Here is a 23601-nt window from a genome sequence, read left to right on the forward strand (position 1 = left end):
ACGATGAGGGCACTATGAGCAGCGGGATCGCGGGCACGGCCACCGCAGGCGGCACGCAGAGCGCGGCGGCGCGCCGCCACCTGCCTGACGCCCCGTTCCTCGCGGCCACCCGCCGCGAGCGACCGTCCCGGCACCCCGTGTGGTTCATGCGCCAGGCGGGACGCTCGCTGCCCGAGTACCGCGAGCTCCGCAAGGGCACCGGCATGCTCGAGGCCTGCCTGACCCCCGACCTCGCGTGCGAGATCACGCTGCAGCCCGTCCGCCGCTACGGCGTCGACGCCGCCATCCTCTTCTCCGACATCGTCGTGCCGCTCAAGGCCGCCGGGGTCGGGGTGGACATCGTCGCGGGCACCGGGCCCGTCGTGGAGCAGCCGGTGCGCACGGCGGCCGGCGTCGCCGCCCTGCCGGCGCTGGACGCCGAGGGCGTCGCGCCGGTGGCCGACGCGGTGCGGCTGCTGGTCCGCGAGCTCGGCGACACCCCGCTCATCGGCTTCGCCGGGGCGCCCTTCACCCTCGCGTCCTACCTCGTGGAGGGCGGCCCGAGCCGCAACCACGAGCGCACCAAGGCCCTGATGCACGCCGAGCCGGACACCTGGCACGCGCTGTGCTCCACCCTCGCCGACACGACGCTGACGTTCCTGCGCGCCCAGGTCGACGCCGGCGTCGACGCCGTGCAGCTCTTCGACTCCTGGGCCGGCGCGCTCTCGGAGCGCGACTACCGCGAGCTGGTGCTCCCGCACTCCACCCGCGTGCTGCAGGGGCTGGCCGACACCGGCCTGCCGCGCATCCACTTCGGGGTCGGCACCGGCGAGCTGCTGGGCGCCATGGGCGAGGCCGGCGCCGACGTCGTCGGGGTCGACTGGCGGCTCCCGCTCGACGTCGCCGCCGCCCGTGTGGGGCCGGGCCGGGCGCTGCAGGGCAACCTCGACCCGGCGCTGCTGTTCGCCGGCCGGGACGTCGTCGACCGCGAGGTGCGCCGCATCCTCACCGAGGGCGCCACGGCCGAGGGCCACGTGTTCAACCTCGGCCACGGGGTGCTCCCCGAGACCGATCCGGACGTGCTCGCGCGGGTCGTCGACCTGGTGCACGAGACCCCCGTGCCGTGAGCCGCGTCCTCGTCGTCGGCGGCGGGGTCTCGGGCCTGGCCGCGGCGCACCGCCTGCGCACCCTCCTGGGTGCCGAGGCGGACATCGTCGTCGTCGAGGCCGCGCGCTCGCTGGGCGGCAAGCTCGCGGCCCTGGAGATCGGCGGCCGTCGTGTCGACGCGGGCGCGGAGGCCTTCCTGGCGCGGCGTCCGGAGGCGGCGGCGCGGATCGCCGAGCTCGGCCTCGACGACCAGCTCGTGCACCCGGGCTCCGCGGCGTCCGCGCTGCGCGTCGGCGGCCGCACCGTCGGGCTCCCGCCGCGCACGGTCATGGGCGTGCCCGGGGACCCGGAGGTCGCCGCCGGCGCGCTGTCGCCCGACGGGCTCGCCGCGCTGCGCGCCGACCGTCCCGGCGCCTGGGAGCCGGGCGGCGACGTCGCCGTCGGCGAGCTCGTGCGGGCGCGGCTCGGGGACGAGGTGGCCGACCGTCTCGTCGACCCGCTGCTCGGCGGCGTTTACGCCGGGCGCGCCGACGCGCTCGGGGTGCGCGCGACGGTGCCGGCGCTGGCCGCCGCGCTCGACGCCGACCCCCGCTCGCTGCTCGCCGCCGCGCGCTCGTGCCTGCCCGCGCCCCCGATCGAGGGCGCGCCGCCGATCCCGGTCTTCGGGACGCTCCGCGGCGGCCTCGCCGACCTCCCCGCCACCCTCGCCCTCGCCGCCCGCGCCGAGCTGCGCCTGGGGCGCACGGTCACGGCCCTGGCCCGGACCGCGACGGGCTGGCGCGCCGAGCTCGGCGAGGACGGGCCCCCGATCGAGGCCGACGCCGTGGTGCTCGCCGTCCCGGCCCCGGCCGTGCGGCGCCTGCTCGCCGACCACGCCCCGGCCGCCGCCCGGGCGGCCGGCGAGATCGAGGTCGGGTCCTCCGCGCTCGTGCTGCTCGCTCTGCCCGCGGCGGCCGCGGCGCCGCTCGCCGGACGCTCCGGGGTCCTCGTCGGGGCGGGGGAGCGCCGACCCGACGGCCTGCCCTGGACGATCAAGGCGGCCACCTTCAGCGCGCAGAAGTGGCCGCACCTCGCTCCCACCGAGGACCCCGACGACACCTCCGTGCTGCGCCTCTCGATCGGACGGCACGGCGACGCGGCCTCGACGTCCGCGCTGCGCCGCGACGACGACGACCTGGTCAGCGCCGCCCGCAGCGACCTCGGCGCGCTCACCGGCATCGAGGAGGTGCCGGTCGAGAGCGCGGTGGTGCGCTGGCCGGGCGGCCTGCCCCAGTACGGCGTGGGGCACGTCGAGCGGGTCGCGACGCTCGAGGACGGCGTCGCCGCGATGCCGGGGCTCGCGATCGCGGGCGCGGCCCTGCACGGCGTCGGGGTGCCGGCGTGCCTCGCCACCGCCGACGCCGCGGCCCGGCGGATCGCGGCCCACCTGGCCGCCTCGGTCGACCGCGGGTAGGTCACGGGTCGTGCCCGGGGCCAGACTGCGCCCATGGACGATCTCGCCGGTGCCCTCGGGGCCCGGGACGACGGCACCCTCGACGACGAGGAGCGGACGACCTTCATCGTCGACACGCTCGCGGAGGCGTTCTCCGACCTCATGGCGGCCTCGCCGGCGGCGTTCCGCAACAAGTTCCGCAAGATGGCGGCCGAGCCGTTCGCCTTCTACCGGGGCAGCGCCTGCCTGTACTACGCCGACGTCGCCCGGCTCGAGGACCGGTGGGTCGACGAGCGCACCCGCCGGGTGTGGATCCAGGGCGACCTGCACGCCGAGAACTTCGGCACCTACCTCGACGGCGACGGCGTGCTGGTGTTCGACGTCAACGACTTCGACGAGGCCTACGTCGCGCCCTGGACCTGGGACCTGCGCCGACTCGTCGCCAGCGTCGCGCTCCTGGGCTGGTCCAAGGCGTTCTCCGACACCGACATCGACGCGATGAACACGGCCTACCTGCGGGCCTACCTGGAGGCGGTGCGCTCCTTCTCCGGCGGCTCGGGCGAGCGCGAGTTCGCGCTGACGCGCCGCAACACCGACGGCCCGATCCACGCGGCCCTGCAGCACGCGCGGGAGAGCAGCCGCCGCGGCCTGCTGGACGCGATCACCGAGATCGAGGGCGAGGACCGGATCTTCCGCGACGGGCCGGGTGTGCGGCGCCTCGACGAGGCCGAGCGCGACGAGGTCCTCGGCGCCTACGCCCGCTACCTGGAGACCATCCCGGCCGGCAAGCGGTGGGCGGACACCGCCTACGTCGTCCACGACGTCGTCGGGCGCAGCGGCTTCGGGATCGGCAGCGCCGGGCTCCCGGCCTACAACATCCTCATCGAGGGCCCGAACGAGGCGCTCGACTACGACATCGTGCTGTCGATGAAGCAGGCGGTGCGGGCGGCGCCGAGCCGGGTGGTCGACGACGGCGAGGTCGCGTCCTGGTTCCTGCACCACGGTCACCGGACCGCGCTGTCGCGCCGGGCCCTGCAGGCCCACGCCGACCGCCTGCTCGGCTGGACCGAGCTGGACGGGGTCGGCTACGTCGTCGCCGAGCTCTCGCCCTACGAGGACGACCTCGACTGGGACGACCTCACCGAGCCCCGCGAGCTGCGCGACGTCCTGCACCACCTCGGCCACGCCACCGCGCGGGCGCACTGCGTGTCGGACACCGACGCCGAGCAGGGGCTCGTGGCGGGCCAGGTCGAGGACGCGATCCTCGCCGTCGTGGGCGGGGAGGACGACGCATTCGTCGCCGACCTCGTCGCGTTCGGCCGCGACTACGCCGCCGTGGTGCGCGAGGACCACCGCCGCTTCGTCGAGGCGTTCCGTGCCGACCGTGTGCCCGGCGTCTCCAGCGCGGAGGAGTCGCTGTAGGGGGTGGCACGATGGAGGGCGTGGCACGGCTGAACTACGACGAGCTGAACTCGACCGTCCGGTACGCCATGTGGTCGGTGTTCCGCACCGACCCGGCGCGCCTGCCCGAGGACCGCGCGGCCCTCGGCGAGGAGCTCGCGGGCGTGCTCGAGCAGCAGGAGGGCAAGGGCGTCGCCGTGCGCGGCGTCTACGACCTCGCGGGCATGCGCGCCGACGCCGACTGGATGGTCTGGACGCACGCGCCCGAGATCGAGTCGCTGCAGGCCGCCTACTCGGCGCTGCGGCGCACCGCCCTGGGCCGCGCGTCGACGCCGGTCTGGTCGTCGACGGCGCTGCACCGCCCGGCGGAGTTCAACAAGAGCCACCTGCCGGCGTTCATCGCGGGGGAGGAGCCCAAGGGCTACCTCTGCCTCTACCCGTTCGTCCGCTCGCTGGACTGGTACCTGCTCCCCGACGAGGAGCGTCGCCAGATGCTCGCCGACCACGGCAAGGCCGCCCGCGGCTACGCCGACGTCCGGGCGAACACCGTGCCCGCGTTCGCCCTCGGTGACTACGAGTGGATCCTCGCGTTCGAGTCCGACCAGCTCGACCGCATCGTCGACCTCATGCGCGACCTGCGGGCCACGGAGGCCCGGCGTCACGTGCGCGAGGAGGTCCCGTTCTTCACCGGTCCGCGGGTCTCGCCGGAGCAGTTGGTCACGTCGCTACCGTGACTGTCGAGCCCTGATCGCGAGGGCCGTCCGACTCGTCGGGAATGCCGCACGGCGATCACACTCTGTCCTCACGCACCGCAACGTGTCATATTCTCCACGTGGCGACGGTGGGCTTCCTCCATGTGGCGGCCGCCCACGTCCATGCCGCGCGGCGGCTCCTCGCCGAGCACGCGCCCGGCGTCGTCGACGTCCACCTCGTCGACCGTCACCTGCTCGATCCCACGATGGACCCGTGCAAGCGCATCGCCGCCCGCGTCGGCGAGCTCGTCGGGCGCGACGTCGACGCCGTGGTGTGCACCTGGCCCGCCCTGCTCGGCGACGTGGCCCGCGCGGCGCGCGACCGCGGCATCGCCGCGATCGGCGTCGAGGAGTTCGCGGGGGTGACCGGCGGGGCCGGGATCCCGGGCGGGATGCCCGCCCTCACTCGATGAGGTGCCAGGTGATCAGGTCGTGGATCTCCGCGGCCTGCTGCTCGCCCCGGCAGGTCACCTCGTAGAACGTCCGGCCGATCTGGATCGCGACCGTCCGCGAGAAGATGTTCTCGTCCTCGTTCGACACGTACGCGACCGTCGTGATGCGGCTGTACGGCGCCGTGATGAGCGCCGCGCGGCCGCCGGGGAACGCGGTGTCGAGCAGGATGACGCGGCGGTTCGTGACCCCGCACAGCGCGATGCCGGCGCTCTCACTGGCGTAGACGCCGTCGATGTGCTCCTCGGGCATCAGGCTGTCGCGGATGACGTCGTACTGGACCGTCTCGTCGAAGCGTGGCAACCGCGCCGAGAGCGGGTGGGGCCGGCGCGGGTGGTCGGGCGAGGAGCCCGGACGAACGGGGCGGGTCATCGACGGCAATGGTCCTCTCCTGGACGCGGAGGCGGTGGGCCGTCTCCCGACGCTAATCGTCCGGAGCGGGCACACCGTTGCGCGGGTGGTGTCAGACACCGACAACGAGGCGGAATGCCTCGTTCCGGGGGCGTCGCCTGGTCCGGTCGGACCAACCGTCAGCGGTACTCCAGCAGCAGGTGCTGTCCCCACCGTGCCATCGACAGCGGCCGAACGGCGTCCTGGTGCTCGTCCACCCACTCCCAGACCGCCCGCAGCTCCGCGTCGTGGTCGAACAGGTCGTCGAAGTAGACGAGCGTGCCGGGGCGCAGGTGCGCCTCCAGCCAGTCGAGCACCTCGCGGCTGCTCGAGTACAGGTCGCAGTCGACGTTGACCACCAGCTCGTCGTGCGGGGGCAGCGCGCGGCCCGGGAGGGTCTCGGAGAACCAGCCCGGCACGACCTCGACCCGCGGGTCGGGGATCTCGGGCACGCGTCCGGTGGCGAAGCTCCCGGCCGGGGCGTCGGCGTGCCAGTCGTGGGGGAGACCGTCGAAGCTGTCGAACCCGACGAAGCGGGCGCCGGGCGCGTCGACGTGCTCGCTCCACCACTGCAGCGTGCGGCCCTCGTGGACGCCGAACTCCAGGTAGAGCGGCCGCGGGGAGCGCAGACGCCCGACGATCTCGGTGAACACGTCGAACCGGTCGCCGCGGTTCGGGACGTGGACCTCGAGCTCCCGCATCCAGCTGCCCTGTTCGAGGGCGCCGAGCGCGGTCCGCAGACCGGCGAGGTGTCGTGGGGTGAGCCGGCGGCCGGCGCTGACGAGCAGACGGCGGGGCTGGATCGGGGCCAGGTGGCGGGCGAGGGCCCGCAGCACGCGGCGGGGGCGGTCACGCGTGGTCAGAGCAACGGACATCGGGAGACGACCGTAACGTGCCCGCCGACCCGATCAGGTCAGGCCGTCGACTCAGCCCGTGGACTCCAGGGGCTCGAGGCGCAGGCTCACCGAGTTCATGCAGTAGCGCTGGTCGGTGGGGGTGCCGTAGCCCTCGCCGCTGAACACGTGGCCCAGGTGCGAGTGGCAGGTCGCGCACAGGACCTCGACGCGGGTCATGCCCATCGCGCGGTCCTCGCGCAGGATCACGTTGTCGTCCGCCGAGGGGGCGTAGAACGACGGCCACCCGCAGTGGGAGGCGAACTTGGTGTCGGAGCGGAAGAGCTCGGCGCCGCACGCCCGGCACGAGTAGACGCCCTCGGTGAAGACCTCGTCGTACTCGCCGGTGAAGGGCCGCTCGGTGCCGGCCTGGCGCAGCACCGCGTACTCCTCCGGGCTGAGCTGCTCGCGCCACTCGGCGTCCGACTTGCTGACCTTGGGGGTGCCGATCGATGCGTCACTGCTCATGCATCCAGGTTAAGCGCTCGCGCCAGCGCATGCCGCCGAGTCGAGGGGGAGTCAGGAGTACGTGCTGAGGACGACCTCGAGCGCCTCGAAGATGACGTATCCGGTGCCCAGGAGGACGAGGGTGACCAGGACCACGGCGGCCAGTCGGCGCGCACCGTCCGCGCGGTTGGCCGACTCGGCGAAGTCGCGCACCCCGGCCAGCTGGCCCTCGACGGTGAACGTCGACGGGCTGGCCTTCTCCATGCGGTCGAGGTGCGCAGCGAAGGCGCGCGCCTCGGGATCGTCGGGGTCCAGTCCGATCAGATCGTCGGCGAACCGGCCGGGCGGACCGGCCGTCTCACCGGCGCCGCGACCCCGGAAACGATCTCCGGAGGGACCTTCGGACAGGCTCACCTGGCCACGGTACCCCCCGATCGGGCCGATCAGGCCTACCCTGTCAGGCATGACCACGGACACCTCGGCGTGCACGACGCTCGACGCGCAGCTGTGCTTCGCGTTGCACGACGCCTCGCGTGCGATCTCGGCGTCCTACCGCAAGGGCCTCGCACCACTCGGTCTGACCTACAGCCAGTACGTCGTCCTGCTGGTGCTCTGGGAGCACGGGCCGGTGACGATGGGCAGGCTCTGCCGGGAGCTGCACCTCGACAGTGGCACGCTCTCGCCGCTGCTGCAGCGTCTCGAGGAGCGCGGGCGTGTCGTGCGCCGCCGCCGCCCCGAGGACGAGCGCACCGTCGAGGTGTCCTGCACCCCCGACGGCCAGGCCCTCCGCGACCCGGTGATGGCCGTCCAGCGGCGCGTGCAGGCCGAGACGGGGCTCCCGATCGAGGACCTCATCCGGCTGCGCGGGGAGCTGCAGGTCCTGGCCGACCGGCTGCGCACCGCCGACGAGAGCGGCGTGACCGGCGGGGAGTAGTCCCCTAGCCTTCCGCGGGTGGCGAAGTCCCCGGCGGAGGAGATCGACGTCGACGGCATCGCCGTGCGCGTCAGCAACCCCGACAAGGTCTACTTCCCGGACCGCGGCATCACCAAGCGCCAGGTCGTGGAGCACTACGTCGCGGTGCGCGAGCCGCTGCTCGCCGTGCTCTACGAGCGGCCCACCCATCTGAAGCGCTTCGTCGACGGCGTGACCGGCGAGTTCTTCTACCAGAAGCGCGTGCCCAAGGGTGCTCCGCCGTGGCTCGAGACGGTGGAGGTGCGCTTCCCCAGCGGGCGGCCCGCCGAGGAGATCTGCCCGACGGTCACCGCCGCCCCCGTGTGGGCGGCCAACCTCGGCACCTTCGACTTCCACCCCTGGCCGGTGCGCCGCGGCCGGGTCGACGAGCCCGACGAGCTGCGCATCGACCTCGACCCCCAGCCCGGCACCGACTTCGCCGACGCGGTGCGCGTCGCCGGGGTGCTGCGCGAGGTGCTCGACGACGCCGGCCTGCGGGGCCACCCGAAGACCTCGGGCGGGCGGGGCATCCACGTGATGGTGCCGGTGCGCCCCGAGTGGGACTTCGTCGGCGTCCGGCGCGCGGTCATCGCCCTGGCCCGCGAGGTGTGCCGGCGCATCCCCACCGAGGCCACCGTGGACTGGTGGAAGGAGGAGCGCGGCGAGCGCGTCTTCCTCGACTACAACCAGGCCGCCCGCGACCGCACGATCGCCTCGGCCTGGTCGGTGCGCGGCACCCCCCGGGCGACGGTCTCGATGCCGCTGCGCTGGGATGACCTCGCCGACGTCGACCCCGACGACTTCGACGTCCTCACCGCCGCCGGCGTGCTCGCCGAGCGCGGGGACGCCCACGCAGGGATGCACGACGACCCGCGGGGGCTGGAGACCGTGCTCGAGTGGGTCGAGCGCGACCAGCGCGACCACGACCTGGGCGACCTGCCCTACCCGCCGGAGTACCCCAAGATGCCGGGCGAGCCGAAGCGGGTGCAGCCCAGCAAGGCACGCGCCGACACGACGGGGAAGACGGTCACCTGAGCGCGACCGTCGTGCGGCTCCGGGGACCGTGTCCCCGGGACACGGTCCGGCCGCCCGCTACTCTGCCGCAGGCCCGCACGGGCGTGCCACGGCGGTGAGGGAGCGATGCTGGAGGTCGGGGTCCCCGTTCGGGCACGCGACGTGGCCGCGGCGACGGGCCTGGCGCTGATCCTCGCCGTGGTCTCGTGGCACACCGCGACGAACCTGGGCGGGACGACCGGCGGCGTCGTCTACGCCGTCACGTGCGCCGTCGTGGTCGTCGCGGTCCTGCCCGTCGCGACGCGGGCCGTCTCCCGGGCGCCCGCGTGGGTGCTGCCGACCCTGGTCGCCGTCGCCGTCGCCGTCCTCGTCGCGCTCTTCGTCCTCGGCTTCCCCGCGGCGTACGGGCACGCGATGGGGGTGGGCAGCGACCGGTCCGACGCCCTCGACGTCGCGCTGGCCCGGCTCGCCGACGGCCGCTACCCCTACGAGGGCGTGACCTACCTCGGCAACCCGATCACCCCGCTGCCCGGGGCGCTGCTCATGGCCGCCCCGTTCGCGTGGCTCACCGGCGACGCGGCGTGGCAGAACGTCGCCGGGCTGCTGCTCCTGCTGCCGCTGCTGAACAGCGGCTCGTGGCGCCGCACCGGGCCGACCCTGCTGTGGGCGTGCGTCGCCCTCGGCGGGCTGGAGGTCGTGCGGGAGTTCGTCGTCGGCGACGACCTGGTCACCGGTGCGGTGCCCGCCGTGGCGGCGGCCGCGGGGACCCTCGCCCTCGCCCGGGGCGCGTCGGTCCCGGCGCTCGTGGCAGCGGGGACGGCGCTCGGCATCGCGACCTGCACCCGCCCGCACCTGGCCCTGGTCGTGATGGTGGTGGCCGCGGCGGTCGGGGCGCTCGCGGGGTGGCGACGGGCCGTGCTCGTGGGCGCGACGGCGAGCGCGGTGTGGGCGGTGCTGATCGTCCCGTTCCTGCTCGGCGGCTCGGCACGGTTCTCGCCGTGGCACGTCGCGGCGAAGGTCACGGGGGACCGCGGGCTCACGACCGGGATCGTCGTCGTCGGGCTGGTGGCGGCGGCCCTGCTGCTCGCCGCGCTCGTGCTGGTCCGTCCGTCGACGCCGAGCGCCGTGGGCTGGTTCTGTGCCGCGGTCCTGTTCGCCCCGTCGGTGCTGTCGCTGGCCCGGCGGATCGCGGGCGGACCGGCGGGGGAGCTGGACCTGACCCTCGGCGCCGCGGCGGTGCCCTTCGCCCTGTGGGCGGTGTGCGCCCGTCGTCCCGCCACGGACCCCGCGCCGGACCCGCCGGCGGTCCGGCCCCTCGTCGTGGCGTCGTGACGCCGAGGGTCATGGGGCACGGGACGCGCCGGGTCGCGCTCGCCCTCGGCGCGGGCGTCGCCGCGGCGTCGCTGGTCGTCCTGACCCTCGGGCTCCCGGCGGGCCGGACCTTCGGGGTGGAGGACAACGGCGACGGCTTCCGGCTCTTCTGCGGCCTCGGGATGGTCCCGCGCACCGTGGACCGGATCGCGGCTTGGAAGGGCGGCGTCGTCACGGACTTCGCCGTGGTGACGAGCCCGACGTGCGGCATGTCGACGCCGTCGTCGGCCGCGCTCGTGCTCCGGGCCGCCCTGCTCGGCGGCGACGGCTCGGTGGCGCTCTCCACCGTGGCCTGGTGGTACGCGGCGCTCGTGGGGCTGGTCGTGGCGTCGGCGGCCTGGGCGGCCTCGGCGTCGGGTCCCGGACGCGTCGCGGTGCTGCTCGTCCCGGTGGCCCCGCTGGCCCTCCCGGCGTTCACGCGGTTCTTCGTCTCCACCTACGGCGAGCCCGCGGGGCTCCTCGGCGCCCTCGCGGTGGCGTGCGGGATCGCCGCGCTGCTGGTGACGCGCCCCGGCCAGCGCGCGAGCCGCACCGTCGCGCTGACCCTGACCGCCCTCGGCGGCGCGGTCGCCGCCACGGCGAAGGTGGGCTACCTCCCGGTCCTCGTCGCCGCGGTGGTCGCGTGCGCGGTGGTGACCGTGGGCCACCGGCGGCGGCTCGGGCCCGTGATCGCCCTGGTCACGGTCCTCGCGGTCGCCGTGCCGATCGGCGCCGCCGTGCAGTTCCAGGACCAGGTCTACGGCGGCGCGAACGTCCACGACGTGGTGTTCACGCTCGCGCTGCCCGAGCTCGGTCCCGAGGGCCCCGCCGCGCTCGGCCTGCCGCCCGAGGCCGCGGACGTCGCCGGCGACGGGTTCTTCAACGGGCCGCCGCTCCCGACCGCGGACTGGTGGGTCCGGGCGATCGGCGAGGACGCCGACGCCACCCGCGCCGCCGCCCACGAGGCGCTGGTCCGGGACCCGGGCGCACTGCTGCGGGGGTTCGGGGTCGGGCTGCAGGCCACCACCCGCGCCGACCTGCCCTACCTCGCCGCGGGTCCCGGCGACCCCGCCCGACCCACCGGCCCCGGCGGCGACGTCGGCTGGTCCGGGTCGCAAGGGCCCGCCCTGCGCGCGGTCCTCGACGGCACCCCGTGGCCGGCGTGGCTCCCGACGGCGCTCGTGCTGCTCGCCGTCGCCGCGGCCGGCAGCTCGGTGCTCTGGCGACGCCATGCGCCCGCGGCCGCGCGCTGGTGCCTGGCCGCCGGCCTCGCCGCGGTCACCGCGCTGGGCCTGGTCGCGGCGGCGGTGCTGGGGGACGGCTACTTCGAGGTGTTCAAGCACGTCTGGCTGGCGGCCTACCTGCTCGTCCTGAGCGGGCTGGGCCTGGTCGGTGCCCTCGGCGCGTGGGCGGGCCGGGCGTTCGGCGTGCGGTACCTCCGTCGACCCGGATCGTCGCCCTGATCTGGAAGGGTCCGTGTGCGCGGTCGGGATCCGGGACGTCGACGAGGAGCACCAGATGGACGACATCGACCGGTACCTCCCGCCCTGGACCGCGGACCTCGCCCGCGTCCGGCGACAGACCATCGGCACCCTGCTGGCGCGGACCGCGCTGAAGTACGGGGCGAAGCTCGCGGTGGTGCACCGCGACACCCGCCGGACGTTCGCCGAGCTCGACGCCGACGCCAACCGCGTGGCGAACGCCCTCGCCGAGCGCGGGGTCGTGCGGAACCAGCGCGTGGCGATCTTCTCGCACAACTCCTACGCCTTCGTCGTCGCCTACTTCGCGCTCGCGCGGCTGGGCGCGATCTCGGTGCCGGTGAACTTCAACTTCGTCGCCTCCGAGGTCCGCTACGTGCTGGAGGACAGCGGGTCGACGGCGGCGATCGTCGAGGACGCGCTGGTCGACACGCTCGGGGCGGCCCAGGTGGCCCTGTCCCTCGGGGTGGTGATCGGGCACCGGCCCGGCTGGACGTCGTTCGACCGGCTCCTGGAGCACGACGACGCCACCCCGCCGGACGTCGAGATCGGCGACGACGACCCGGTGCAGCTGCTCTACACGAGCGGCACCACGTCGGCCCCCAAGGGCGCGATCATGACCAACCGCAACCTCATCGCCCAGTACGTCAGCGACATCGTCGACGGCGAGTACCACCGCGACGACGTCGAGCTACACGCGCTGCCGCTCTACCACTGCGCGGCCCTGCACGACTTCCTCACGCCCGACGTCTACCTCGGCGCCACCAGCGTCATCGTCGACGCGGCCGACCCGGAGCTGATCCTGCGCACGGTCGAGGCCGAGGGCATCACGAAGATGTTCTGCCCGCCGACGGTCTGGATCCGCCTGCTGCGTTCGCCGTCGTTCGACCGGCACGACCTGTCGTCGCTGCGCAAGGGCTACTACGGCGCGGCGATCATGCCGGTGGCCGTCCTCGAGGAGCTGGGCCGGCGCCTGCCCGGCGTCCGCCTCTTCAACTACTACGGCCAGACCGAGCTCGCCCCCAACGCCACGGTCCTGTTCCCCGAGGAGCAGATCGCGAAGGCGGGCACCGCCGGACGCCCGAGCCTGAACGTGGAGACCCGGCTGCACGACGAGGACGACCGGCCGGTGCCGGTGGGGCAGGTCGGCGAGATCGTGCACCGCACGCCGCACGTGATGCGCGGGTACTGGGGCAAGCCGGAGGCGACGGCCGAGGTCTTCCGCCACGGCTGGTTCCACAGCGGCGACCTCGGGGTGATGGACGCCGACGGCTACCTCACGATCGTCGACCGCAAGAAGGACATCATCATCACCGGCGGGGAGAACGTCGCGAGCCGCGAGGTGGAGGACGCGATCTACTCCCACCCCGCCGTCAGCGAGGTCGCCGTGTTCGGCGTGAAGCACCCCGAGTGGATCGAGGCGGTCGCCGCCGCCGTGGTGCTGCGCGAGGGGGAGACCGCCGCCGGCACCGAGATCGTCGCCCACGCCCGGGAACGGCTCGCCGGGTTCAAGTCGCCCAAGTACGTCGTGCTGGTCGACGAGCTGCCGAAGAACCCCAGTGGCAAGATCCTCAAGCGCGAGCTGCGGGACACCTACGCCGGGCTGGCGGACGCCGAAACGCCGTAGTTCTCCCGAGGGGTCACGTGTAGTACGGCTTGTGCGGGATGGCCGCGTCGTTGGTCTGCTGCTCGAAGTCGACCCAGATCGCGCCGTCCTCGATCTTGCAGGCGTAGGTCGGGATCGGGTCCACGGCCGGGACGCCGGTGGGGATGCCCGTGTGCAGGTCGAAGCGCGAGTTGTGCGCCGGGCAGATGAGGGAGTCGTCCTCCTGCAGGTAGCCCTCGTTGAGCGGCTGCTGCTGGTGGGTGCAGGTGTTGTGCACGGCCACCGCCTCGTCCTCGTAGAGCCGGACGACGCAGATGGGCTGCCCGCCCATCTGGACGACCATCATGTCGCCCTCGTCGAGCTGGTCGTCGTCCGCCACTGCTTCCCAGGCCATGGTGGTGGTTCCTCTCGGTTCGCGGGTCGGACTCAGTCGGCCGGACGGCGGGACCGCGGCGCCGGGGCGGAGCCGCGGACCTCGATCCAGCCCTTGCGCACGCGCGCGGGCAGGACGGGCTGGGGGTGGTGGGCCGGTCCGCGCACGATGCGTCCGTCGCGGAGGTCGAACACCGAGAAGTGCAGCGGGCAGGTGACGGTGCAGTCGTCGGTCTCGCCGCGGTGCAGCAGCGCACCGGCGTGGCTGCACACGTCGTCGATCGCGTGCACCTCGCCGTCGCGCCGGGCGAGGAGCACGTGCCGGCCCTCGACCTCGACGCCCGTCACGCCGTCGGTGGGCAGGTCCTCCTCGGCGACCGCGCGGACCCACCGGGTCGGTCCGGTGGTCGTGGCCACGCGGTTGACCATCACGGCCCGGCCCTGGACGAGGTGGCCCCCGATGTACGCGGCCACCACGGTGACGCCGAGGCTCGCGGCGCCGAGGGCGCGGCCGGTCGGCCGGTGACCGGAGAGCCGGGCGGCGAGCGACGCGCCCTGGAGGCTGACGCCCGCCACGTTGAGGAGGCCGTGGAACAGCCCGACGCGGCGGTCCTCGCCGTCGCTGACGCTCCAGTCGACCCACCCCGTGGCAGCGGTCGCGGCGGCCGCGGCGAGCCCGGCGGCGCTCAGCGTCGACGACGGGTCGAGCCGGCGACCCCGGGGCGCCACGTCCTGGCCTGCGGAGTCGAGCAGCACGGAGGCGGACCAGAACCCGATCGGGAGGTCGCTGAGCGCGGGGTGCAGCGAGTGCCCGAGCCAGCGCCCGCCGTGCATCAGCTCGAGGACGGGGTTGCTGCGGAAGCGGTCGTAGACGGGGTCGACGACGGCGGTGGCGCGGTCGTTGACCTTCTGCAGCCACGGCCACCGGGTGATCTCGGCCAGGGCGCGCTGGTGCCACGCCGCCGCCGCACCGGAATCCGCCATCCATCGCTCCCGGTGCTCGATGTCGATCTCGCGGTCGCGGACGATCGTCGCACCTCGATGTGATCCACACCATAGGACGTGAGCGTCAGAGGATCTTCTCGCCGAAGAACACCGCGATGTGGTTGCCGTTGTACGCGGGGATCGCGCGGTACCCGGCGTCGGCGAAGAGCGCGCGGCTGTGCCGTTGCTCCTCCCCGGCGTCGAGCCGCACGCGGGCGTAGCCGAGCTCCCGCGCCGCGTCCTCCAGCGCGGCGAGCAGCGCCCGGCCCACTCCGCGCGAGCGGGCGCCGGGCGCCACGTACATCCGCTTGATCTCGGCGACGTCCGGCCCCAGCGGGCGCACCCCGCCGATCGCGACCGCCTCCCCGTCGTCGTACCCGACGAGGAAGCGGCCCCGGGGCGGCGCCATCTCCTCCGGCGTCGTCACCGACCCCGGACGCGCGGAACGCCCGGGGTACTGGGTGTCGAGCAGGGCGTTGAGCTCGGCGAGCAGCTCACGTCCCGGGGAGCGGTCGGAACGCCCGGCCCGGAACTGCGGGGACACGGCTCAGGAGACCCCGAGCTTCTCGGCGGCCATCCGCGTGCCCTCCACGCGGTTGGCGATCTTCTGGAACGCCACGTCGCGGGCGAAGTCGGGCGACCCGTGGTTCGGCTTCTCGTCGATCGAGAAGGGCGAGAACCCGCAGTCGTCGGTGGACCCGAGCTGCTCCTTGGGGATGAAGTCCGCGGCCCGGACGAGACGGCCGGCGACCTCGTCGGCGCTCTCCACCCGCGGGTTGCCCGGATTGATCACGCCGATGTAGGCCATCTGCGTCACGCCGTCGGCGTCGGTGCGCAGGTTCTTCCCGATCGACTCGTACACCGGGTCCTTCTCCCGCTCGCTCGCGAGCTGGATGAGGAAGTAGCCGGCGTTGATCTTGAACATCTCGGGCAGCAGGTTGTTGTAGGGCACGTCGGCGGAGTGCACCGAGTCGCGGTCGCCACCGGGGCAGGTGTGGATGCCGATGGACTTCCGCTCCTCGGCGCTGAAGCGCGCCATCACGCGGTTGTTCAGCTCGATGAAGTGCGGGAGCAGCCCGGCCCCGGTCCAGGGGTTGCGCGGGTCCTCGCGGGTGGCGAGCCGGCCCTCGGTGAAGTCGACGGACACGCGGGCCGCGCCGGCGGCGAAGGCCTGGCGGATGTCCTTCTCGCACTCGTCGATGAGCTTGGCCTCGAAGTCCTCGCGGCTGTAGCCCTCCACCGGCTCCTTGAGCGGGTAGAGCAGTGCGAGCATCGACGGCGCGATCACGGCCTGCTTCATCGGCGCCTTCGCCTTGCCGATCGACTTCTCCAGCGAGTCCGAGGCGTAGTTCTGGTACTCGAACGGGCCCTTCACCAGCTTGGGCAGCTGGCGGCCGTGGCCGTCGGCGAAGATCGCGAAGAACTGGCCGCCCGGGCCGAGCGAGGGCGCCAGGCCGGTGCCGGCGAGCGTGTCGGTGATCGGGTAGGTGGCGAACGAGGACCAGCGCTGCTCGCCGTCGGAGATGATCGGCGCGCCGGTGGCCTCGTAGCGGTCGATGGTGTCCTGGACCGCGGCCTCCTGCTCGGTCTCGAGGGCCGCCTTGTCGATCTTTCCCTCGTCGTAGGCGGCGTAGGCGTCCTGGAGCTTCTGCGGGCGGGGCATCGAGCCGACCGGTTCTGTCGGGATGCCGGTGGCGGTGCGGGGGTCGTAGGTGGCCATGGTGACTGGCTCCGAATCTCTGGTGAATCGGGCGAACACCCGGGACCCGACGCTATGGTGTGGTCCAGATCACGTCAACGCGCGCACATCAGTCCGCCGGACGACCCAGCAACGGACGGACGAGCGCGCGGATCGCGTCCGACGGCGGCAGGCCGAGCTCGGCGCGCAGCAGGGTCCGGAAGCCCTCGAACTGCGTGAGGGCTTCCGCGCCGTTGCCCTCGGCGAGGTGCACCTCGATGACGCGCCGGTGGGCGCTCTCGCGCAGCGGCTCCTGCGCCACCGCCTCGAGCCCGGCGCGCAGGGCGTCGGCGAACCGCCCGGCGACGCACGCCCGCGCGCAGCGGTCCTCGAGCGCGTGCAGGCGCAGCTGGCGGTGACGCTCCCGCTCGACGAGCACCCAGTCGTCGCCCCACCCGGGCAGGAGCTCGCCGCGCGGCATCGGGGCGTCGAACACGCCCCCGTCGTCGTCGGCCGGGGCGTCGTCGTCGAGGGCGTAGAGGTCCACGCCCGCGTCCCGGTGCAGCGACACGTTCGTCGCGTCGGCCTCCACGAGCGCGGCGCGCTGGGAGGCGGGGACCTTCCACAGCGTCGAGCGCAGACGGGTCAGGGCCTGTCGGTCGGTGACGTCCGGCCACAGGGTGCCGGCGAGCTGGTGCCGGCGGACGGGGCGCCGGGCGAGGGCCAGGAACGCGAGGACCCGTTCGGCGGTGGGTGTCAGCCGCACGTCCTCGTCGCCGACCCGGCACGCGAACCGGCCGACGAGATACAGGTGTGCCGCCCGAGGGGGCATCGGCACGTCGAGCGTCATTCGCCGCCGTTCCCGCCGGACCTCCCACAACGGGTCCGGCTGTTCGAGGAAGTGGCCGGCCCGCACGGGACCGGGGAGGGCGGCGCGACTGTCGGCCTCAACGCGCACGGCTCACGGTAGGGACACCACACCCGACCGGCGACTCGGACGGACGTCACGGGGCGGGCAGAGATCGGGTGCCCACCGGAGACGCGATCGAGACACCGGGGAGACGGCGGGGAGACGGCGCAGGGACGGTGCGGGGACGGCGGGGCGACGCGGGGGGCACGCGGCGGGGACGGTCCCGGCGACGTCGAGGGGCACGACCGGGGGACGGCGGCCTCCGAGGGTGGGGCACGCACCGATCGACCCCTCGAGAGGATCCCTGTGTTCTTCCATGTGCAGCGCCTGATCAACGAGATCGTCCCGGACGAGCCGGACCCGGCGGCCGCGAACGCCCTGCAGGAGGGGCTGGGCGGTCAGTTCGGCGAGATGCGCACGATGATGCAGTACCTGTTCCAGAGCTTCAATTTCCGCGGGCCGACGGGCAAGCCGTTCCGCGACCTGCTCTACGGCGTGGGCACCGAGGAGATCGGCCACGTCGAGCTCATCGCCACGACGATCGCGCGCCTCGTCGACGGCTCGCCCCGGTACCAGGGCAACCCGACCCACCTCGACGAGCCCGGCGAGGGCGGGGCGACGCCGCTGTCGGTGGCGCTCGGCGGCGGCAACATCCACCACTGGCTGGTCGGCGCCCAGGGCGCGCTGCCGGTGGACGCGCAGGGTGACCCGTGGACGGGCAAGTACGTCTACGACAGCGGGAACCTGCCGCTGAACCTGCTCTACAACCTCATGCTCGAGTCGACCGGGCGCCTGCAGAAGTGCCGGCTCTACGAGATGACGGCCAACAAGACCGCACGGTCGACGATCGCGTACCTGATCGTGCGCGACCAGGCCCACGAGAACGCCTACGCGAAGGCCCTCGAGGCGCTCGGCGTGGAGTGGAACAAGCTCCTGCCGATCCCGAAGACCAGTGCGGAGCGCTTCCCCGAGGTCAAGACGCTGCTGGACCAGGGACTGCAGTCCAAGCAGTACACGTTCAACATCGACCAGCTCAACGAGGCCGCCAAGGTGTTCAACGGCCCGTCGCCGTCGAAGGACGGGACGGAGCTCTCCACCGAGCAGGCCCCCGAGGGCGCGCCCATGGAGATCGCGGTCGAGCGTCCGGAGGAGTTCGGGCCCGGGCTGGACAGCGAGCTCATGGAGCTCGTCCAGGCCACCGCGGACATGGAGATGTCCACCCCCGCCGGCCAGTACGGGCCGACCGGCAGCTGATCACCAGCTGACGTCCCCGTCACCGGCCCGTCGCCGGGCGGCCCGGGCCCTCGTGGGCCCGGGTCGCCCGGACCGGCCGCCCTGCCCGGAGAGGTCGATGACCGTCGCCCCACCGCACGTGACGCCCGCCCCGGACGTCGGGACCCCGAGCACCGACGCGAGCCCGGCCATCGAGACGACCCGGCCCCCGGCCCCGGCTCCCGGCCGGATCCGCCGCCTGCTCCCGCTGCTCGGACCCGCGGTCGTCGCGGCCACCGCGTACGTCGACCCCGGCAACTTCGCGACGAACACGCTCGCCGGCGCGTCCCACGGCACCCTGCTGCTCTGGGTGGTCGTCACGGCGAACCTCATGGCCGTCCTGGTCCAGTACCTCTCCGCGAAGCTCGGCGTGGCGACCGGCCGCAACCTCCCCCAGCTGTGCCGCGAGCACTACCCGCGCCCGCTGACCCGGACGCTGTGGGTGCAGGCCGAGGCCGTCGCGATCGCCACGGACCTCGCCGAGGTGGTCGGCGGCGCGATCGCGCTGAACCTGCTGTTCGGCGTGCCCCTGCTGCCCGGCGGCATCGCCGTCGGTGTCGTCGCGTGGGCGCTGCTCGCGGTGCACCAGCGCCGTCCCCGGCGCTTCGAGCTGCTCGTCGTCGCCCTCTTCGTCGGCGTCGTCGTCTGCCTCCTCACGACCCTCGGTCAGACCTCGCCCGACCCCGCCCTCGTCGCCGGCGGCCTCGTGCCGGGTCTCGACGGCACCGGCAGCCTCGTGCTCGCCACCGGCATCCTCGGCGCGACCGTGATGCCGCACGTCATCTACCTGCACTCCGATCTCACCCCCACCGCCCGCCGGCGCGCGGGCGGGACACGGGCCGCGCTGCGGGGCCAGCGCGTCGACCTCGCCGTCGGGATGGGCGCGGCGGGCGTGCTCAACGCGGTGATGCTCGTCGTCGCCGCGACGGTGTTCTTCCGCCCGGGGATCGAGCCTCCGGAGGACCTCGAGGGCGTGCACGCGGGGCTCGGCACCCTCGCCGGGCCGCTCGCGGCCGGGGCCTTCGCCGTCGCGCTGCTGCTGTCCGGCCTCGTCTCGTCGGGCGTCGGGACCTACGCCGGGCAGGTGATCATGGAGGGGTTCCTGCGCCGTCGGGTGCCGCTCTGGGTGCGCCGCGCGGTCACGCTCGGCCCGGCACTGCTCCTGCTCGGCCTCGGGACCGACCCGACGCTCGTGCTGCTGATCTCGCAGGTCGTCCTCTCGTTCGGGATCCCGTTCGCCCTCGTCCCGGTGCTCGACCTCGGGCGGCGCCGCGCGCTCATGGGCGCGCTCACCACCCGCCCCGCGGTCACGGCCGTCGCCGGGGTGCTCGCGGTGGTGGTGATCGGCGTCAACGCCCACCTCGTCGTCACCGTGCTCGTCTCGGGGCTGTCGTGACCCCCGTGGCGTCGGGGTCGGCGGGGGTGTCCCCGGGCGTCCCGCCCGGCGCCGCGCTGATGGTGCGCGTGTGGTTCGACGAGGGCGACCTGCGGGTGCGCCTCACCGCCACCGACGACCTCGAGGGCCCCGCCCACACCCTCGGCGTCGCCGGGGACGTGGACGGCGCCTGCGACCTCGTCCGGACCTGGCTGACGGCCGTCGCGGCGACCGGGCGCGGAGCGTGACTCCGCCGGTCGCCGTTCTCCCAGCTCAGCCGGGGTGCTGCCCGCGCGGGGGGCGGGTGATGACCGACTCAGCGTCAGGGGCACGGCAGGATGGGTACCGATATGCCATGACCGGCATGCCGGAGGAGGCGACGATGCACACCGACGAGACGCGTACCGACGCCGAGGGTGGGACCACGATGGGCCACGACGCGACCGACGGCGGGACGACCACCGCCACGATGCCCGAGCTCGTGGGCCTGCCGGCCGCCGAGGCCCACGACCGCGCCCTGGACGCCGGCGTGCTCGCCGTCGGCCGCAACGCGGTGCACACGGGCGCCGGGCGCGCCCACGTGGCCGACCAGGAGCCGGCGGCGGGCGAGGAGCTCGAGCGCGGCGCCGAGGTCGGCATCTGGATCGCGGGCGGCGCCGCCCGGCCCGCCACGGGTCCCGACCCGGACGACGGCCCCGAGGGCGGCGGCGGTGGCGGCGGTGTCCGCCCCGAGCCGAGCCCCGTCGGGCCCGCCGGAGGCGGCTTCAACGGCTGATCGAGCCCGGGTGGGATCGGCCCCTCTGCGACCCCGAGGTCCTCGGATACCGTGCCGATCCGCCGGGTGACGCCGTCGCCCCGCGGGCTCCGCTGGTGCGGAGCTGATCGAGGAGACCGATCCCCGGGGGGGCGCCGGTGCACGCCGACGACGTGATCGAGGGCGTGCGCGGGTCCGTCGAGGCGGGCCTCGTACCCGGCGCGGTCGTCGGGGTCCGCCACCGCGGGGGTACGAGCTTCGCGGCCGTCGGCACCACCCGCCCCGGCGGGGACACCCCGCTGCGTCCCGACGCGGTGGTCCGGCTCAGCTCGAACACGAAGCCCCTGGTCGCGGCGCTGGCGATGCAGCGCGTCGCCGACGGGGCGTTCGCTCTCGACGAGCCCGTCGACCGCCTGCTGCCCGAGCTCGCCGACCGCCGGGTGCTCCGGAGCCTGGACGTCTCGCCGAGCGATCCCGTCCGCGACACCGTGCCCGCGGAACGCCCGATCACCGTCGAGGACCTGCTGACGATGCGCATGGGCTTCGGCTTCGTCACCGAGGGCCCGTGCCCCACCGTCGACCGGGCGGCGGCCCTGGGGCTCGGCTTCGGCCCGCCCGACCCGCACGGTCCGCCCCCTCCCGACGAGTGGATCGCGCGGTTCGCGACGCTGCCGCTGCTCGACCAGCCCGGTCGTGTCTGGCGCTACGAGCTGTCCGCCGCGGTGCTCGGCGTCCTCGTGGCCCGTGCCGGCGGTCGTCCGCTCGGCGACCTGCTCGCCGACCGCCTCCTCGCCCCGCTCGGCACCGACGCGACCGGGTTCGTCGCCGATCCCGCCCGTCTCGTCCCGGCGTTCGCGCGCGATCAGAACGGTGCGCTCGTCGACTTCGACGGCGTCACCGACAGCCGCTGGCTCACCCCGCCGGCGTTCCCCGACGGCCGGGGCGGGCTCGTCGGCACGGCCGAGGACCTGCTGCGCTTCGCGGGCATGCTCCTCGACGGCGGTGCCGGGATCCTCGATCCCGCCGCCGTCGCGGCGATGACGACCGACCGCCTCACGCCCGAACAGCGCGCGGCGCCCGCGGCCGCCCCGTTCCTCGACGGCGGGGGCTGGGGGCTCGGGGTCGGTGTCGTCGACTCGCCCGCCGGGCCCCGCTACGGCTGGGCCGGGGGGCTCGGCACGCTCTGGTACTCCTGGCCGCGCCACGACCTGGCCGCGGTGCTCGTGACTCAGGTCCTCCCGCCCGCCGGGCCGGTGTTCGAGGCCTTCACGCGGACGATCGAGGAGAGGTTGGCGCGGTAGGTCGGCGCGGTCTCAGTGCGCGCGGTCTCAGTGCGCGCCGGCGAGCGCCGGCCACGGCCGCGGGTTGCGCCACGGCACCGGGTCCGGCCGTGCGGGACGCCAGCCCCAGGGACCCGTGCCGCGCCGGGTGGCGGGGGACGGACGCCCGTCGCCGCCGTCCCGCGGGACGGGGGAGGGGCGGCGCGGGGCGCGGGGTGCGGGGACGTCGTCGACGACGGGCTGCGGGACGTCCGGGACCGCCGGGACCTCCGGGACCTCCGCGGGCTCCTCGGCGGGTTCCGGGACGAGGTCCTCGATGAGCTCCTCGACGAGCTCTTCTGCGGGGGTGGGCTCGGGCGTGGGCTCCGGTGCGGGCGCCGGCATCGGCGTCCGGGCCTGGAGGCGCTTCGGCTCGGGTCGGCGAACGGGGTGGCGCTCGGGCTCGGGTCGGCGGGGCGCCGGGATCGGGGCGTAGGTCGTGCCCAGGGCCGCGCGGCCGGGGGCACTCCGGCGGGCCGGGAGGTCCTCGGCCTCGACCACGCCGAGCAGACCGGCCGAGGCCGCGGGCGCCGCGGCGGGCACGACCACGGTGCGCGCGACCTCGCGCCGCCCGCCCGGGACGGCGCCGCGACCGCGGCGGTTGCGCAGGCGACGGCGGGTCTCGGCGGCCGAGGGGCCCCGCGTGCCGTCGAGCGCGGCCGCGAACGCGAAGACCAGTCCGTTGCCGAGCCCCAGCGCGAGGAGCCCGAGCCCCATGAGGCCGCCCGGCTCGATGAGGTCCCCCGGGTCGGGCCGTTCGAGCTGGCCGCCGTAGGGCAGGGAGATCGTCGCGGGCTCGGCGCCGGCGGGGGTCCGTCGCGGCGTGTCCTCGGTGACCGCGTCCGCGAGGAGGACGAGCAGCGTCCCGATGCAGACGCCCATCCCGAGCACCGTGAGCATCCCACCGACGAGCCGGCGCAGGGGCGAGCCACGGAGCTCGGAAGTCCGCTCGCCGAGCGGCGCGACGTACGCCATCGATCCCCCCTGGGCCGGTCGTTGCCCAGGCTCTACCCCGTGATCCACAGCCCGCGATCCCTCAGCCTCTAGTTCACCCTGATGGTGGCGCGATCCTCGGCGTGTCCCTCGGCGTGTCCGGTGGGGCGCACGGAGCGGGCGCCCGTCGTGCCGTCACCTGCCGCCGTTCGGGTGACGTCGTCAGGCCGCGACCGCGGCCGCGCGGGCCTCGGCGATCTCGAGGAAGTGCGGGTTGTGCATGACGCCGAGGACGTTGCCGAACGGGTCCACCACCGACGCGGTGACGAACCCGCCGTCCCCGTGCTCGGTGAGCGGCTGGTACTCCGTGGCCCCGAGCGCGAGCAGGCGCGCAACCGTGCCGGGCAGGTCGTCGACGTGCCAGTGGACGACCGCGCCGGCGGGGCCCGTGGCGTCGCGCGACCCCGACGGGGCGAAGCGGCGGTCGATGATGCCGAACTCGTCGGCGTCGTCCCCGACGCGGAACTCGACGTACGCGGGCGCGGCCGGCGCCGGCGGCATCGCGTAGTAGGCCTCGGCGTCGAACACCTGCGCGTACCAGTCGCGGGCGGCGACGACGTCGTCGGCGAAGACGTTCACGGTGGCGAATCCACGGAACACGGGCTTCTCCTCGAGGTGCAGTGCGGTGGTGTGACCGCTCAACGAAAGTAGCCGGTCACTCAGTGACCGGTCAACGGACTTTGCTGGTAACTT

At 74.6% G+C, this 23601-nt stretch carries 26 protein-coding genes; 15 read left to right on the top strand and 11 right to left on the bottom strand.

Features of this window, described 5'->3' with window-relative positions; translation table 11 throughout:
• Window positions 1-14: 14 nt before the first annotated feature.
• The 5 genes from hemE (at window position 15) to ACQPYN_RS12180 (ending at window position 5084) form a co-directional block, all read left to right on the top strand.
• A complete protein-coding gene (hemE, locus tag ACQPYN_RS12160; protein WP_433037121.1) occupies window positions 15-1106 on the top strand; it encodes a uroporphyrinogen decarboxylase in 1092 nt (363 codons plus the stop codon).
• On the top strand, window positions 1103-2539 hold the full coding sequence (gene hemG, locus ACQPYN_RS12165) for a protoporphyrinogen oxidase (RefSeq protein ID WP_433037123.1): 1437 nt from the start codon (window positions 1103-1105) through the stop codon (window positions 2537-2539). The genes hemE and hemG overlap by 4 nt, the downstream gene beginning before the upstream one ends.
• 33 nt (window positions 2540-2572) lie before the next feature.
• Window positions 2573-3940: a DUF2252 domain-containing protein gene (locus ACQPYN_RS12170; protein ID WP_433037125.1), complete on the top strand. Its 1368-nt coding sequence runs from the start codon at window positions 2573-2575 to the stop codon at window positions 3938-3940.
• A 20-nt stretch (window positions 3941-3960) separates the two neighbouring features.
• Window positions 3961-4653: a hydrogen peroxide-dependent heme synthase gene (gene hemQ, locus ACQPYN_RS12175; protein WP_274189292.1), complete on the top strand. Its 693-nt coding sequence runs from the start codon at window positions 3961-3963 to the stop codon at window positions 4651-4653.
• Window positions 4654-4751: 98 nt separating this feature from the next.
• On the top strand, window positions 4752-5084 hold the full coding sequence (locus tag ACQPYN_RS12180) for a hypothetical protein (protein WP_433037127.1): 333 nt from the start codon (window positions 4752-4754) through the stop codon (window positions 5082-5084).
• Here the strand turns inward: ACQPYN_RS12180 and ACQPYN_RS12185 are convergent.
• The 4 genes from ACQPYN_RS12185 to ACQPYN_RS12200 all read right to left on the bottom strand — a co-directional run bounded on the left by ACQPYN_RS12185 (window position 5074) and on the right by ACQPYN_RS12200 (window position 7175).
• Window positions 5074-5493: a PH domain-containing protein gene (locus tag ACQPYN_RS12185; protein ID WP_328308809.1), complete on the bottom strand. Its 420-nt coding sequence runs from the start codon at window positions 5491-5493 to the stop codon at window positions 5074-5076. The two genes, ACQPYN_RS12180 and ACQPYN_RS12185, sit on opposite strands and share 11 nt — an antisense overlap.
• A 158-nt stretch (window positions 5494-5651) precedes the next feature.
• Window positions 5652-6386 carry a class I SAM-dependent methyltransferase gene (locus ACQPYN_RS12190; RefSeq protein WP_433037129.1) on the bottom strand — a complete coding sequence of 245 codons (735 nt, stop codon included), beginning with the start codon at window positions 6384-6386 and terminating at the stop codon, window positions 5652-5654.
• 51 nt (window positions 6387-6437) lie between these two features.
• Complete coding sequence (msrB, locus tag ACQPYN_RS12195; RefSeq protein WP_433037131.1) at window positions 6438-6872, bottom strand: peptide-methionine (R)-S-oxide reductase MsrB; 435 nt, start codon at window positions 6870-6872, stop codon at window positions 6438-6440.
• A gap of 51 nt (window positions 6873-6923) precedes the next feature.
• Window positions 6924-7175 (bottom strand): hypothetical protein, encoded by a 252-nt coding sequence (locus ACQPYN_RS12200; protein ID WP_274189329.1) that lies wholly within the window; start codon window positions 7173-7175, stop codon window positions 6924-6926.
• A gap of 139 nt (window positions 7176-7314) precedes the next feature.
• Here ACQPYN_RS12200 and ACQPYN_RS12205 point away from each other — a divergent pair, with 139 nt between their 5' ends.
• The 5 genes from ACQPYN_RS12205 to ACQPYN_RS12225 all read left to right on the top strand — a co-directional run bounded on the left by ACQPYN_RS12205 (window position 7315) and on the right by ACQPYN_RS12225 (window position 13272).
• Window positions 7315-7785, top strand: a complete 471-nt coding sequence (locus tag ACQPYN_RS12205; RefSeq protein WP_433037133.1) for a MarR family winged helix-turn-helix transcriptional regulator — start codon at window positions 7315-7317, stop codon at window positions 7783-7785.
• 18 nt (window positions 7786-7803) lie between these two features.
• Entirely contained in the window at window positions 7804-8838 is a 1035-nt protein-coding gene (gene ligD / locus ACQPYN_RS12210; RefSeq protein ID WP_433037135.1) for a non-homologous end-joining DNA ligase, read from the top strand.
• 105 nt (window positions 8839-8943) lie between these two features.
• Window positions 8944-10149, top strand: coding sequence for a hypothetical protein (locus ACQPYN_RS12215; RefSeq protein ID WP_433037137.1), 1206 nt, complete (start codon window positions 8944-8946; stop codon window positions 10147-10149).
• 11 nt (window positions 10150-10160) lie between these two features.
• Window positions 10161-11630, top strand: a complete 1470-nt coding sequence (locus ACQPYN_RS12220; RefSeq protein WP_433037139.1) for a hypothetical protein — start codon at window positions 10161-10163, stop codon at window positions 11628-11630.
• A gap of 55 nt (window positions 11631-11685) precedes the next feature.
• Entirely contained in the window at window positions 11686-13272 is a 1587-nt protein-coding gene (locus ACQPYN_RS12225) for a fatty acyl-CoA synthetase (RefSeq protein ID WP_433037141.1), read from the top strand.
• A 13-nt stretch (window positions 13273-13285) separates the two neighbouring features.
• Here ACQPYN_RS12225 and ACQPYN_RS12230 read toward each other — a convergent pair whose 3' ends face one another.
• The 5 genes from ACQPYN_RS12230 to ACQPYN_RS12250 form a co-directional block, all read right to left on the bottom strand.
• On the bottom strand, window positions 13286-13645 hold the full coding sequence (locus ACQPYN_RS12230; RefSeq protein WP_274193639.1) for a Rieske (2Fe-2S) protein: 360 nt from the start codon (window positions 13643-13645) through the stop codon (window positions 13286-13288).
• 32 nt (window positions 13646-13677) lie between these two features.
• Window positions 13678-14607 carry a Rieske 2Fe-2S domain-containing protein gene (locus ACQPYN_RS12235; protein ID WP_433037144.1) on the bottom strand — a complete coding sequence of 310 codons (930 nt, stop codon included), beginning with the start codon at window positions 14605-14607 and terminating at the stop codon, window positions 13678-13680.
• A gap of 85 nt (window positions 14608-14692) precedes the next feature.
• On the bottom strand, window positions 14693-15151 hold the full coding sequence (locus tag ACQPYN_RS12240) for a GNAT family N-acetyltransferase (RefSeq protein WP_433037146.1): 459 nt from the start codon (window positions 15149-15151) through the stop codon (window positions 14693-14695).
• Window positions 15152-15154: 3 nt separating this feature from the next.
• The gene (locus ACQPYN_RS12245) at window positions 15155-16327 is read right to left on the bottom strand and encodes a 5-methyltetrahydropteroyltriglutamate--homocysteine methyltransferase (RefSeq protein WP_433037147.1); all 1173 of its coding nucleotides are present in this window, start codon (window positions 16325-16327) and stop codon (window positions 15155-15157) included.
• A gap of 88 nt (window positions 16328-16415) precedes the next feature.
• On the bottom strand, window positions 16416-17117 hold the full coding sequence (locus ACQPYN_RS12250; RefSeq protein WP_433038853.1) for an AfsR/SARP family transcriptional regulator: 702 nt from the start codon (window positions 17115-17117) through the stop codon (window positions 16416-16418).
• Between the two features lie 384 nt (window positions 17118-17501).
• Between ACQPYN_RS12250 and ACQPYN_RS12255 the strand changes: the two genes are divergently transcribed.
• From ACQPYN_RS12255 to ACQPYN_RS12275, 5 genes are all read left to right on the top strand, one after another.
• Window positions 17502-18449: a manganese catalase family protein gene (locus ACQPYN_RS12255; RefSeq protein WP_433037149.1), complete on the top strand. Its 948-nt coding sequence runs from the start codon at window positions 17502-17504 to the stop codon at window positions 18447-18449.
• 97 nt (window positions 18450-18546) lie between these two features.
• Window positions 18547-19863, top strand: a complete 1317-nt coding sequence (locus tag ACQPYN_RS12260; protein ID WP_433037151.1) for an Nramp family divalent metal transporter — start codon at window positions 18547-18549, stop codon at window positions 19861-19863.
• A gap of 5 nt (window positions 19864-19868) precedes the next feature.
• The gene (locus tag ACQPYN_RS12265; protein ID WP_433037153.1) at window positions 19869-20090 is read left to right on the top strand and encodes a hypothetical protein; all 222 of its coding nucleotides are present in this window, start codon (window positions 19869-19871) and stop codon (window positions 20088-20090) included.
• A 107-nt stretch (window positions 20091-20197) separates the two neighbouring features.
• Window positions 20198-20617, top strand: coding sequence for a PASTA domain-containing protein (locus tag ACQPYN_RS12270; RefSeq protein WP_274189308.1), 420 nt, complete (start codon window positions 20198-20200; stop codon window positions 20615-20617).
• A gap of 137 nt (window positions 20618-20754) precedes the next feature.
• Window positions 20755-21897 (top strand): serine hydrolase domain-containing protein, encoded by a 1143-nt coding sequence (locus tag ACQPYN_RS12275; protein WP_433037155.1) that lies wholly within the window; start codon window positions 20755-20757, stop codon window positions 21895-21897.
• 27 nt (window positions 21898-21924) lie between these two features.
• Here ACQPYN_RS12275 and ACQPYN_RS12280 read toward each other — a convergent pair whose 3' ends face one another.
• Together ACQPYN_RS12280 and ACQPYN_RS12285 are read right to left on the bottom strand one after the other, a co-directional pair.
• Window positions 21925-22890, bottom strand: coding sequence for a hypothetical protein (locus ACQPYN_RS12280; protein WP_433037157.1), 966 nt, complete (start codon window positions 22888-22890; stop codon window positions 21925-21927).
• Window positions 22891-23070: 180 nt separating this feature from the next.
• On the bottom strand, window positions 23071-23550 hold the full coding sequence (locus tag ACQPYN_RS12285) for a VOC family protein (protein ID WP_433037159.1): 480 nt from the start codon (window positions 23548-23550) through the stop codon (window positions 23071-23073).
• Window positions 23551-23601 lie beyond the last annotated feature (51 nt).

This window comes from Actinomycetospora sp. CA-053990, from assembly GCF_050948445.1.
GTDB classification, from domain to species: domain Bacteria; phylum Actinomycetota; class Actinomycetes; order Mycobacteriales; family Pseudonocardiaceae; genus Actinomycetospora; species Actinomycetospora callitridis.